This is a genomic window from Ralstonia sp. 25C (assembly GCF_051904805.1).
GTDB lineage: Bacteria > Pseudomonadota > Gammaproteobacteria > Burkholderiales > Burkholderiaceae > Ralstonia.
In genome coordinates, this window is record NZ_CP196737.1 from 3,653,232 (window position 1) to 3,665,922 (window position 12,691).

Sequence of the window (12,691 nt, forward strand, 5' to 3'; positions counted from 1 at the left end):
GCAGCTACACCACGAGCCGTAGTGCTTCATCCCAAGCCTTCTGCTTGATGGCCGCCCCTTGGCCGAACCAGGCCGAGTCCCTGCGGTTGTCACCGCTGCGTGCGGATCGTCTGTGGTCAACGTATTCGGTCACGGCGTTAAGCAAGCCAAACGCTGTGCCAGATGCGGAGGGCAATTGCGCTCCCATGCCACGCCCGGTGTACAACTCGCCCACTGCCTTGATAGCGCGCTCATTGCCGGTAATCGCGCAGCGGTCCGGGGTCGCCGACGGAGAATTGGTAAGCACGCGACGCAGGAACTTCTCCGCCATGGCGTCGGTGACCTTGCACTCCGACAAGGCTTTCATGCGGACCATGAACGAATCCCAGCTGGACACGGCAACGCCGAGTTGACGCTTGACGGCGGCTGCGTCGAATTGCGAGCGGTGGCTGATTTTTACGGCGCCGGCGCTGTCGGCGAGGGCGATTTGCAGCGTATTCGCGCAAACCACACGAATGGACGTGTGAACCGCAGTTGTCGCGAGTGTGCCGTCGCAGGCGGTGGCGAGCAGCAGATAGCCGTTCACTTCGTCGCGCCCCTTTAGCGTGGTCGATTGCCCGGTTTTAGCGAGTGCCCAAAGTTTCTTCCCATTTTTCAAGACCCCTGCGGTTTCGAGCTCGTAGCCGTTAATGCCGACCAAGTCGCGATAAAACTCGAGTACATCTCGGGGCTGCACTACGTTGAATCGCGCCGAAACGACGGCCAAGGGGGCTTTAGTGTCAGAACGGTAGAGCACTTTCTGTTCGGGGAAGGCGTGGATCGAGCCAAGTGTGGAACCGGCCGTGCCCGACACGAAGCGGACTTCGGACGATTCGATTTGCCAATTCATGCCCGCCCGCTCACTCCACACTTCGATGGGCTGATTTGACGTGAGCTGGTTACCGAGGCCGTGCCACGGCCGCTCGCCGGTGTAGGCCATTGAGGAAACGAGATGCACGAGAACTCCTTTTTCAAAAGAGGAACGCATAAAGCCCGGCGCGAGGCCGAGCTGATTGTCGAGAGGAAACAGGGAAGGAAAGACGGGGGGCGATCAGCCCAACGGGACGCTGAAAGCCAAGCCGCAGTCGAAGCAGTGCCAATTGTTTAGCACCGCATGGTCGATGGCTGTGCCACAGGCCGCACCTGTAGCACAGCCGGCGGCTCCGGCAACGAACCCCGCGAGAATGGCGCCGGCGATGCAACCGCATGCTGAACCAATGGGGCCGGCTATTAGGCCGACTATCGCACCGGCTTCCGCACCGGACAAGGCTACTGCCATCCCGCTGGTCACGCCTGCCGCCGCGCCGAGGGCGCCGCCAATCCGCCTTGCGACATGGCGCGGTTCCGTCCGCAGGGATTGGCATCGCGGGCACGGATGGATAGCGCCCGTGGTGCCGATACGCGAGTGAAAGAACGCCTCAGCGTCTGGTCGGTATGTATGCGATTGCCGTGTCTGGTCTTCATCGAATGATTCGAACGAGCGACCGTCATGCATATGCAGTGGTCTCCCGTAGGAACTTGCCGATGAAGGCACAGACCGCCAACAGCGCGCCGCCGACGAAAGCAATCGCGAACGCGGCGAGGTATTCGAGGGGAGAGATAGGAAGCATCACCGGACTCCTTGCATGACGCCGGCACACCATTGTGCTAGCGGAGCGACAGTCGTCTGCCGTACTCAGTTTCGTGATATGTGGCCGAAAATTTTTTGATTGGAGGAAGCGCGCAGGTGATGAGGCGGAGGGGCAACCGAATCTCTGGCTGCTTCTACTGGTGGGCGGGCCAGGGCATCGTTCCGATCCTCGTTTCCGGCCGTCAGGAGGTTGGACAGCTGTAAGAACATGTTTGGGGCGGCCAAATGCCGTCGCCAGATTTATGGAAATTTAACAAGATGATTTGCCGAGATTTAACGATATTTGAGGATTTGATTGAGCTGAAATCGTGCGGCCTCGCAGTATCATCCAGCCACATAAATCACACAAAATGGCGAATTGCCCTGCAACAGACGGGGCAACGCCGGCCGGGGGCTCGTTTATTCAATCGGGGCAGGAGTGCTTTCCAATGAGTCAATATCCGGCGCGCCTTCGCGCATCTCCACTTCGCTGGACCTGTCGTTCCGCGCGTCCCATGTTGGCGTCCCGCGCTGATCTTCACCGCCGCACCATCCAGAACGGATAGCCCGCCGCTTTAAGTGCACCGCCGGTGCATTCGTCGCTCCCTTCTTTGCCTGCGTTCCGGCCCCGATCCGTCCGTGCGGTAGGCCGTTGTCGTCTGCATTTCAAGCAAGAACAACCTCATGAACGCCAAGTGTTATCGAACCGTCTTCAATGCCGTGCGAGGCATACTGCCCGGCGGGTCATCCCAGCCCGTGCGGCAAGCGGCAGGCGAGCCCATCCAACATCTGGTGATCGGGCTGCGCGCTCGCGACGCGCATGCCAAGCAGGCGACTGCCGGTTGGATCTTGCTGCGGTACTCGCTGAGCGATTGCCTTTCGTTGATGGCGGCGCTCGACCAGGCACCGTCGGCCATCCGGTTGCGCCCTTATCGCCTGAACGCCCCCGCAGCCGATGCACCGGTGCGCTGGCTACTGCGGCGCGCCGGCCGGGGGCTGCTCAACGTGGTGGGGGTGACAAAGCAAGGGCGCGAAATCTACGCGTCGCTGCCGATGCCGGCGGACCGCTTTCGGTTGATGGTCCGCCCCGGCTGCGCACCGACCGGGCCGTACGAACAGCGCCACGGCCAGATGATGTTCTTTGACCGGAACCCCGAGAAACTGCGCACCCACTTTGGCGGCCAGTTGCTCCAGTACCGGCCGGTCAGCACGCAACAGCGCAACCGCCCGCTCGTCATGCGTCCCGCAGATGTTCGCCGGCTGTCTGCCAAGCGCCAAGGGCTGCGACGTTCGGCGATTTCCATGTCGGTGTGCGCGGCCATCGCCACCGCGGCCCCGGCGCGCTTTGCCCTGGCGACGGACTACACCACGCCCATCACCGGAAGCAGCACCGCCGATACGGCCTATTCCACCTCCACCAATGCCGCCGGCAGCTTGGTGTATGGGCTGCAGAGTGGCGACACCATTTCGGCATCGACCAACCAGCTCGCCAACCTCCAGGCCGTGAACCTGGTTGGCGTGACCACGCCGGTGGTATTGCAGGTGGGCAGCAACGGCACCGGCACGCTGGGGGTCTCGGCCACTCGCACCGGGGTGACGGACTTTGGCATCGTGCACGGCATCGATGTCGAGAATGGCAGCCACCTGACCATCAACGGCAACACCAACGTCAACGCCCGCACGGACAACGCCAATAGCGAGATCGAAGGCGTCTACATCACCAACAGTACCGCCACATTCAACGGCAACACCACCATCTCGACCAGCACGCCGGGCTATTCGCGCGGGCTGTGGATCAACCGAGGCAACGTCACCTTCAACGGCGACACCACGATCACCGTGCGGGGCCACGGCACGGACAACGACGGCATCTACAACTCCGGCGGTGGCGCCGGCAACGTCACCTTCAACGGCAACGTCAAGATCGATTCCCTTGGCGAGCATCCGAGCGACAACGTCCACGGCATCTACAACGACAACATCAACACGCGGCTCACCATCAACGGCAACCTCGACCTGTCGGCCACCTCGAACGGGTTGACCGTGTTCGGCATCCGCAACCAGGGTGTGCTCAACGTCAGCGGGGACATGTCCGTCACGGCAACAGGCCCGCGCTCGGCAATGGGCGTGGCCAACACGCACCGCACGGCCCGGTTCACGGTGGGCGGCAACCTCGATATCCACGTGGTCAACACGGGCGGCTACACCCCGTTCGGCCTGCCGACCGCCATTCAAGCCCATTACGGCACAGGCTCCAGCATGACGTTCCGCAAGGGCGTCAATGCCACGGTGAACGCCGCCACCACGGCCTTTGGCATCGACAACACGGGCGTGATGAATTTCTCGTCCGCCAGTGACACGGTGGCCCTGAACGTGGCGTCCACCTGCACCACGTGCAACGTGTTCGGCATCAACCAGAACGGGGGCAGCATCACCATGGCGGGCGGCGCGCAGGTCAAGGCATCCGCCACCGGCACGGGCGCCGCCTTTGCCATTGCCAACGCCGCCGCCAACGGCGTGAATGCCACGTTGGACATCAACGCAGCGGGCGCCGGCAAGGTGACGTTGGACGGCGATATCACCACCGCCAACTACGTGGCCAGCAGCAACACGGGCAGCACGAACGTCGTCTTGAACACGGCGGACTCGTACTTCAAAGGCAACATCGTCCCGTACAGCAATACCGGCCTGACCACCGACACCACCAACTACGTGGCCGGCGCCACAACGCTGAACTTCTCCAACGGCGCCACGTGGGTCCCCACCGGCACCGGCACCGGCAACACCAGCAACGATTTCGGTGCCGGTGGCTTGACGCTGGCCTCCGGTGGCGGCATCGATCTGTCGCGCAGTTGGGGCACGTTCGCGCCGGGCAGCATCCCCGCGTACAACCTGCGCACCGTCACCATCGACAGCAGCGCGGCTGGCGGCGCCAGCGTCAACCTCAAGGACGGCGCCACCTTCACGCTGCTGAGCGATGTGCGCAACGGCGCCGCAGACAAGGTGGTGTTCGGCTCGGGCATCAGCAACTTCTCGGCAGCGGGCACGCAGAACATCAAGATCGCCTACGACCCGGTGCTGCAAGACACCTCTTGGGTGAACGCCAACACGGTCAAGACCGGCAAGACGTTCAACGCCGCAGCGCCCATCACCCTTGTTGATGCCAGCGCCGCCGCCGGTGGTGCCGCCAAGCTCGCCGCTGTGAGCGGCACGCCCGGCGCGTGGACGAGTACGTATGAGAACGCGTTGGTGTCGTTCACCTACACGCCGCAGGTGGCGGTATCGAGCGACGGCAACAAGGTGCTGCTGACCGGCATCCAGATTGCTGGCAGTGATGGCTCATCGACGGGCACCGGCGGTAGCCCGGGCGCGACGAGCCCGACGAATCCGAACAACCAGACGAGCCCAGGCACGCCGACGGTGCCCACGCTTTCTACCGGGTTGGCAACGTCTTCCGGCATTCGCCCGGCCGAAGCCGTGTTGACCGCGTCTGAGTCGGTGGTGGCCATGCGCAACCTGCTGCTGCGCACGTCCGCCCTCGCTGGCACGACTGGCACCGGCGGCACCAGCGGCACCACCGGCATCAACACGCCCCAGCAAGCCGGCAATGGCGAAGGCAGCGTCTGGCTCACCCCCATGGCCAGCCGCGACACGGCCGACGTCAGCTATGGACGCCAGACCAGCGAGAGCGTCACGTCGTTGAGCCTCGGGGCGGACCGCCGCGTCTATCAAGACGACAGGAGCACCGTACGCGTGGGCGCCAGCATCACGCAGGCCAATGCCAACGTCGGCTACACGCGCGGCTCGGGTACGATCAACATGACGTCGGTCGGTGTCAACGCCACGCTGCAGGCCAACAGCGGCCCGTATGTGACCGGCGGCATCAGCGGCGCGACGCTGCGCAACACCTACAACGCCACCGACCTGGAAGGCACCAACACCAGCGGCAAGTTCAACGTCAAAACGCTCGGCAGCACACTCGCCGCCGGCTGGCCGTTCGACCTCGGCCATGGCGTAAGCCTGGAGCCGTCCACCGCCGCCGTGGCGGGGGTCATGTTCGGCGACCAGCGCGTGACGTCTGCCAGCGTCACCACCGACCTGAACCGCAAGACCTTCGGCATAGTGAATGCCGGCGTCACGCTCAAGCACACGGGCACCAACAGCCTGGGCTCGCACGAAATCTATGGCCGCGTCGCACGCCTGGAAACCTTCGGCAGCGATCTGTCCATCACCGCCAGCAAAGATGGCGGCAGCATCACCGCCGATGCCGCCCCCGCCCGCCGCAGCGGCTACCAAGTCGTGCTTGGTGGCTCGGTGGGGTTCGGCAACGTCACGGGACTGGCGTTGACGATGGAAGCCGGCAGGCAGCACCTGTCGGGGTCCAGTTCGGGATGGTCCGGGCTTGCGAGTGTCAGGTATCGCTGGTGATGCGCCACCGCTCTGGCCGCGCAGATCGAGGGGAGAGATAGGATCCATCATCGAACAGGGTTCGTGAAAAATCTAATGAAGTAGCCCTCGCCAAGGGCGCTACACCAGCCAAGACCCGCCCACCCATATTTCAAACTTGGCGCCCGCCTAGTGCATGGTGCGCGCCTATCGCAGGAATTGACTCATGATGAACCGAGCCGCCAAAACCATTGCTGTCTCCTTGACTATCTTGACCGCGCCTGTTGTGTGGGCTGATGGACTGCCACCGGGCGTTATCGCTACCGTCAACGGAACACAGATCACGCAGGCGCAACTGGATCGTGCCGTTGCGCAAAGTGGGTTAGCCCTTAATCCGAATGAGGTTCTGGCGCTCAAGCAGCAACTGGTCGCGCGTGAGCTGTTCCGCCAGCAGGCAGCGAAGAACCTCGCATACGAGAAGCTGCCGGCAGTGAAGCAGGCTGTCAAGGAAGCGCACGACGTCGCTATCACGCAGGCCTGGCTCAAGGACAACGTCAAGCCCGCGCCCGTGACCGACGCTGAGGTCAAGGCGCGCTATGACGCGATTGTGGCCAGCCTCGGCGACAAGGAATACAAGCCACGTGTGATTCAAGTCGATGACGACGCGGCCGCTACGCAAGTCATCACGCAACTGAAGCAGGGCGCCGATTTTGCCATGCTCGCCCAGCAGTACAGCACAGCACCGAATAAGGCACGTGGTGGTGAAGTGAATTGGGTGAGTTTCAAGGTGCCGGTGGAGGAGGGCAAGACGCAGAACATCCCGCTGCCCGTGGCGCGCGAAATCGCCGCGCTGTCGCCCGGCGCAGTGAGCGCTGCTCCAGTGGAAGCGGGCAATCAGCGTTTCATCGTCAAGATGGACGCAGTGCGTCCGACGCAGGTGCCGACCTATGACACCGTGAAACTGGCCATCAAGCAGGGGTTGGAATCGGCAGAGCGGGAACGTGCGACGGCGCAGGTGGCGGGTGGCCTGCTTAAAACTGCGAAGGTGGTGCAATAAGGCAATGACGACGCCAAAGGTACGGTCGCGGGCCGAGAGCGAGCCGCTGTGGTTTCCCTGCGGGGAGACAATTCGCTATGCCTGCTTGCAATGCGGCGGCACTCTGGCGTCTGTGGGCTCGCGGATGTCAGCGTGCGCATGCGGCAACGTCCACATTGATGACGGCCGCGTGGCCTTGGGTAATGCAGCGCAGTTTCGCGTTGTGGTGGAGGTCGCGCAGAGCGCAGTGATTCGGCCGTTTGTGCCTGTTTGGAGTGCGGGGATGCCAGTCCGCGAGTTGCTGGATGAGGGTGATCAATGAGAATGAGTGCGTTTTCGTGATTGTGGATGACGGCGATTGGTCGACAGCCTGAAATGGCTGAGCCGCCGTTAGCTGCAACAAGCGATACCGAACGAAAACACCCGCCACCTTGAAACCACGAGGGTATCTGAGATCAACCCGGACACGATCAAACGGCCGCTATGTCGGCCTCACGAATTTACGAGAGACCATGTTTCCTACTCATAAACGCTGCGCTGCCATTTTCCTGCCATTGCTCACTCTCATCGTCGTTCCGGCACACGCCTTCGACCTTGGCAACCTGCAAAACCAAGTGGGCGCGGTACTGCAACAGCCAAAAACAAACTCTGGCGGTGCGGCTGTTGATGCGCTCAGTGCCGGTGAAGTTGGCCAGGGCCTCAAAGCGGCGCTTTCTCGCGGCGTTGACACTGCGGTTGCCGCTCTTGGCCGTACCGACGGTCTTTATGGCAACAAGCAATGGCGCATCCCGTTGCCGCCGACGCTAGATAAGGTGGCCAACGTGATGCGTATGGTCGGCAGAGGTGACCAGGCTGATGCGCTGGAGTTGGCGATGAATCGCGCGGCCGAAACCGCCGTTCCGCAAGCGAAGACATTGCTGGTGTCGGCAGTCAAGGATATGAGCATTGCCGACGCCAAGGGCATTCTGACGGGAGGCGATGAAGCAGCCACGGAGTATTTCCGGCGCAAGACCTCTGCCCAACTGGTTCAGCAATTCGCACCCATCGTGAGCAAGGCTACCGCCAAGGTCGGGTTGGCACAAACTTACAACAACTACGCTGGGCAGGCGGCCCAGTTCGGCTTGCTACGCAATGACGAGGCGAGTCTCGATCGTTACGTTGCGCAGGAGGCGGTCAATCGGTTGTACCAAGCGATTGGCGAGCAGGAAAAAGCCCTGCGGGCAGACCCGGTGGGCAGCGGTAGCGCAATCATAAGCAAGGTGTTCGGGGCCGTGCGTTGAGTTGTATGTCTAAGGATCATCACATCTCAAGGAGGCCTAACAGGGTTCTCGCCGCAGTTGGCTGTTTGTGGCGGCGTGTGGAGGCATAGACGCTTGGCTATTTGCTATACAAGCTGCTCGCCGCATGGCGTGAGCTCAATTGAGCAGAGTAGGGCTCGACGACGATTGTCGATGTCACCGGGGAGGAAAGGGTGAAATTCCGCGCCGATACCCATGGCTACTACCCAATGCACCTGTCCGGACTGCACATGCGCTCTTCACCGCTCCGATGGGAAGCTGCTACACGCCCCAGCGTACGTAACGCCATCACTATCGCGAGTGATGGGGATGCCAAATTGGCGAATTAACAAGATTTAAATTCAACCGATTGCAGGCCGAGCCTTACATTGCGGGCGCAGGGCGGCGGGAGTCCGCCGTCGGGCGGGGTAGCGCATTTTTTGTAGCCCGGCCATGTGCGTGGACCAGGGACACCAGGTCAGCACTCGTAGCGACCTATGGTTGCGCCATTCAAATGAGACAGTCGGGTCAATAAGATGTCGAAAAAGTCCGTAGAGCACGCCAAATCCCAGGAGTTGCCGAATCCTGTACGTCGAGCATTGTCGTTGGGCCTAGGGCTGTTCCCCATGTTGCCGCTGCTGCCCGGGTGCGGCGTGGGTGTGGATGACGGCTCCGCGCGGGGGCAAGGCCAGGGGAAGGCTGGAGCCGGTGGAGGCCAAGCGGCCTCCGAACCGCCGGTCGCACTGGCACCGACGGCGCCGATCCCTGCACCCATTCCGGCGCCGGCGCCCGAAACGGCTTACGTGAGTGGCGTCTTCCGCCACCCAGGGCTGCTGGCCACCGAAGACGACTTCACCCGCATTCGCGCGCTCATCAAGTCCGGCCAGCAGCCATGGACGGGCTGGTGGAACAAGCTGTGCGCCGAGCCCAACGCCTCCTTGAACGCCAAGCCCAATCCGCAGCCCGCCGTCTACCGGGCCGACAGTACCAAGTACGCGTTGTACGGCGACATCTGGCACGCCTGGACCCTGGTCCTGCGGTGGAAGCTGTCTGACCCGCAGGACAACCGCTATGCCGACAAGGCCGTGGAGTTCCTGGACGCGTGGGCGAACACCCTGAAAGCGGTCGGAACGGTGCCGCCCGGCTCGACCGCTCATGACGATCACACCTTCATCATCCTGGCCGGCATACAGGGCCACCAGTTGGCCCAGATCGGCGAAGTCCTGCGCACCTACTCCGGGTGGGCGCCGGAGAACCTGAAGCGTTTCCAGGACATGCTGCTAAACGTTTTCGCCCCGGTCTCGTCGTGGTTCCTCAGCGACGGGCGCATCGGCTCGCATGCCAACTGGGACATGGCCTCGATGGTGGGCGCCATGGCCATCGGCGTGTTCTGCGACAAGCCCGATCTGTACCGCCTGGCCTACGATTGCTTCGCGGGCAACAACCGCGGCAAGCTCCGCAACTTCGGCAACGGCGCCCTCGGACATGGTGTGTACTTCATGCACCCGGGCCATTTCGGACAGTGGGAAGAGAGCGGCCGCGACCAGGGCCACTCCACGCTGGGCATGTCGCTGGGCGGCGACCTGCTGGAGATCGCGTGGAACCAGGGCGACGATCTCTACGGGATGTACAACAACCGCTTCCTGGCAGCCGCAGAGTACGTGGCGCGCTCGAACCTGCTCGACGAGAACGGCAAGAATTACCCGCTGCCCTATGCGCCCGAGCAGAACCCAACGGCGCCACACACGAGTCGGTGGACGGAAGTGGCCTACGGCAACCAAGACCGCAACTGCTGGGAGCCCATCTACAACCACTACGTCAACCGCATGGGTCTGGCGGCGCCCAACGTCGCGCGCAACGTGAAGTTGCGCGAACCGAAGTACGGCGGCAGCAGCGACGACGTCTGGTGGCCGACGCTGATCCATCGCCTGCCGGACTATGCCGGGCCGATGAAGCCGCCGTCCGGCCTCACAGCACACCTGCGCGGCAACCGTGTCGTGCTGTCGTGGTGGGGCAGCGTCGGCGCGACCTCGTATGCGGTCAAGCGCGCAAGCCAGGCCAACGGCCCCTTCAACCTGTTGGGCACCGTCTCGGCCAGCGAGGTGCTCACCTACAGCGATATACCGCCCAACGGCGTCTGGTTCTACCAGGTCACGGCCCAAGGCGGGGGTGCGCCCAGTGAGGGCTCCAACGTGGCCCGCATCGCTGTGCCTGGCGAGCAGCGCTTGTCGCTGCCGCTGAACGACCCGAACGGCACCGGCACGGTCGGCGCACTGCTGACCGCCCTTGGCACCACAACCTTGGTGGAAGGCAAGCTGCTGGACGGTGCCACCTGGGGTGACGGGCGCCGCAATGACAAGGCCATCGTGTTTGACGGCGTGAAGGCCGGCCTGCAGCTGCCGTCGGGCATATTTAGCGATCTCGACGACTTCAGCGTGTCTTTTTGGGCTTACGCCAACGGACTGCACTGGGACAGTTGCATGTTCTTCGCGGGGCTGGATGCAAACGCAGCCATGGCCATCGCGCCGCAGTCTGGCTCAGGCGGGCTGCGTTTCGCCATCTTCGGCGCGACAGGCAACGACGCGCAGGCTGTGGAGGCGCCGTGGGCCATGCCGATTCGCCGCTGGGTCCACGTGGCGGTCACGCTGCAGGGCAACACCTGCCGCCTGTATGTCGACGGTACCGAGGCAGCGAAGTCCGACGACATCGTGCTCTCGCCGCGCCAGGTTGGCGACCAGGTCACCTTCCTGGGCCGCAATTGGTCGCATCCGTCGTTCAACGGCCGCATTCAGGACTTCCGCGTGCAAGCGGGCGCGTTGAGTGCTGCAGAGGTAGCAGCGCTGGCCCGCTGATGTGATGTATGTACGCGGCGGCCGATTGCTTTGAGCAGGCGGGCGCCTACTAGGGAGTCAACCCAACTGAGTTGCGGGCCATCGCGTGGTTCGAATCGAAAGGTCATGCCGACGCCGTGCACCACAACACGAACGGTTCGATCCACATCGGGTTGCCAAGAGACGTGCGATGAGGGCGATTCCTGGCTCCTGAAAGGACGTCCCAAAGCCTGTTCAAGCACCAGTTGTATGGGGCGTTGGGTTGCGATAATTTGAATTTGCAACATTTTTTATCGGTTTTTCCCCCAGATTCGTTACGATTCCTTCCGTTGGCGCTCACCCCCCGGGGGCGCCAATCTAGCGTGTCGAGTGAACCCGGCCAGCATCATGTTGGTCGGGATTTTTTTGGCAATAAGGGCTGAGTCGGATCATTGTGTTGGCACACAGTCCAATGCGGCCCGCCTTTTTAAACAGAACTTAGTGGAGAACCGACCATGGAACATGGATTGGTCGCGTGGATCGTAATCGGTGCGGTTGCCGGATGGATTGCTGGGTTTTTGGTCCGAGGAGGTGGTTTCGGGCTGCTCATGGACATCGTTATTGGCATCGTCGGCGCGTTTATCGGCGGGTGGCTGTCTGGCGTACTTGGTGTTTCGTTCAGCCATGGTTGGTTCGGCTCGATCGTCACGGCAACAATCGGTGCTGTTGTCCTGTTGTTCCTCTTGCGGCTACTCCGTCGCCCCTAGCCGTGGCGGCTGGGATGGCTGCTGAGGCAACATCCGGCATAGCGGCGTACGCAGCTCGACCGGTCAGTGCGCTGACGGGAACCCCCTTGGTTGGGTGGAGAGCAGGGTGGAGTGCTGGTTAAATATTCTTAAGAAAGCGCGCTCTTGATTTCCACCTCCGCACGAAATATCGGTCGAGATCCCAGCGTTCCGTGTGAGAGATTGCAAAATCGTTGGTATGGTGTCATCCCTCCCGCATTTTTTTCTTTACGATCCTATTAATGGTCCATTTAAGCATCGATGAATCCATCCGCTGGTTGACCGAACATCTTTGGTGGATTGGCGCCGTCATTGCGAAATGTTGCTGTGTGAGTCGGCGGCTGATGTAAAGGAAGAGATAATGGAAATCGCTAATGCAGATGGCTTGGTAATTCGACGGAATGCTCTCATCGAGCGCGGGATGTCCATGGAGGACTTTCTGGACGTCGCCGGCAGATCCGAACCATTGGATGACGATGATCAATTGATCTTGAGTGGCGCCGCGATCGACCACGAGACCCTGCTGGACATTGAGCGGGCACTGACAGTGCTCGGTTTTCGATACTTCGACGACTTTGTCGAGGTGTCAGATGTGCGTCCTGAATGGTGCAAGTTAAGAGCCGCATACGGGCCGGGTAAGGATCGTGTGCGTGGTGGGACGAGCGCTAAGGCTGGCCGGCCCTGCCGGAAGAAATCTCGACTTGAGCTGGAAAGCGCTTCCACAAGCGCAATCTGACTCACCGTTTCCATGGGCTGAAGAGCGGTAGGTG

8 protein-coding genes and 1 pseudogene are annotated in these 12,691 nt (G+C 62.1%); 7 read left to right on the forward strand and 2 right to left on the reverse strand.

From position 1 onward, the window contains the following. Positions 1–4: 4 nt before the first annotated feature. Together ACS7SF_RS17080 and ACS7SF_RS17085 are read right to left on the reverse strand one after the other, a co-directional pair. Positions 5–976, reverse strand: coding sequence for a DUF932 domain-containing protein (locus ACS7SF_RS17080; RefSeq protein ID WP_439890853.1), 972 nt, complete (start codon positions 974–976; stop codon positions 5–7). Between the two features lie 529 nt (positions 977–1,505). Further along, positions 1,506–1,628, reverse strand: coding sequence for a hypothetical protein (locus tag ACS7SF_RS17085; protein WP_439890854.1), 123 nt, complete (start codon positions 1,626–1,628; stop codon positions 1,506–1,508). Between the two features lie 683 nt (positions 1,629–2,311). Between ACS7SF_RS17085 and ACS7SF_RS17090 the strand changes: the two genes are divergently transcribed. From ACS7SF_RS17090 to ACS7SF_RS17120, 7 genes and pseudogenes are all read left to right on the forward strand, one after another. After that, positions 2,312–6,055 (forward strand): beta strand repeat-containing protein, encoded by a 3,744-nt coding sequence (locus ACS7SF_RS17090; protein ID WP_439890855.1) that lies wholly within the window; start codon positions 2,312–2,314, stop codon positions 6,053–6,055. A 187-nt stretch (positions 6,056–6,242) separates the two neighbouring features. Continuing rightward, positions 6,243–7,070, forward strand: coding sequence for a peptidylprolyl isomerase (locus tag ACS7SF_RS17095; RefSeq protein ID WP_439892789.1), 828 nt, complete (start codon positions 6,243–6,245; stop codon positions 7,068–7,070). Positions 7,071–7,561: 491 nt separating this feature from the next. Continuing rightward, positions 7,562–8,329, forward strand: a complete 768-nt coding sequence (locus tag ACS7SF_RS17100) for a DUF4197 domain-containing protein (RefSeq protein WP_439890856.1) — start codon at positions 7,562–7,564, stop codon at positions 8,327–8,329. Between the two features lie 623 nt (positions 8,330–8,952). Beyond that, complete coding sequence (locus ACS7SF_RS17105; RefSeq protein WP_439890857.1) at positions 8,953–11,178, forward strand: LamG-like jellyroll fold domain-containing protein; 2,226 nt, start codon at positions 8,953–8,955, stop codon at positions 11,176–11,178. A 14-nt stretch (positions 11,179–11,192) separates the two neighbouring features. Then, positions 11,193–11,330, forward strand: a pseudogene (locus ACS7SF_RS17110) (lytic transglycosylase domain-containing protein); the annotation flags it as partial. A gap of 321 nt (positions 11,331–11,651) precedes the next feature. Beyond that, entirely contained in the window at positions 11,652–11,903 is a 252-nt protein-coding gene (locus ACS7SF_RS17115) for a GlsB/YeaQ/YmgE family stress response membrane protein (RefSeq protein ID WP_439890858.1), read from the forward strand. Between the two features lie 379 nt (positions 11,904–12,282). Then, positions 12,283–12,657, forward strand: coding sequence for a hypothetical protein (locus tag ACS7SF_RS17120; protein WP_439890859.1), 375 nt, complete (start codon positions 12,283–12,285; stop codon positions 12,655–12,657). Positions 12,658–12,691 lie beyond the last annotated feature (34 nt).

Excerpts from the sequence above, each read along its gene's own strand:
- ACS7SF_RS17120 (WP_439890859.1), top strand. The coding sequence starts at position 12,283 with ATGGAAATCGCTAATGCAGATGGCTTGGTAATTCGACGGAATGCTCTC.
- ACS7SF_RS17085 (WP_439890854.1), bottom strand. The coding sequence starts at position 1,628 with ATGCTTCCTATCTCTCCCCTCGAATACCTCGCCGCGTTCGCGATTGCT.
- ACS7SF_RS17100 (WP_439890856.1), top strand. The coding sequence starts at position 7,562 with ATGTTTCCTACTCATAAACGCTGCGCTGCCATTTTCCTGCCATTGCTC.
- ACS7SF_RS17090 (WP_439890855.1), top strand. The coding sequence starts at position 2,312 with ATGAACGCCAAGTGTTATCGAACCGTCTTCAATGCCGTGCGAGGCATA.
- ACS7SF_RS17095 (WP_439892789.1), top strand. The coding sequence starts at position 6,243 with ATGAACCGAGCCGCCAAAACCATTGCTGTCTCCTTGACTATCTTGACC.
- ACS7SF_RS17115 (WP_439890858.1), top strand. The coding sequence starts at position 11,652 with ATGGAACATGGATTGGTCGCGTGGATCGTAATCGGTGCGGTTGCCGGA.
- ACS7SF_RS17105 (WP_439890857.1), top strand. The coding sequence starts at position 8,953 with ATGTTGCCGCTGCTGCCCGGGTGCGGCGTGGGTGTGGATGACGGCTCC.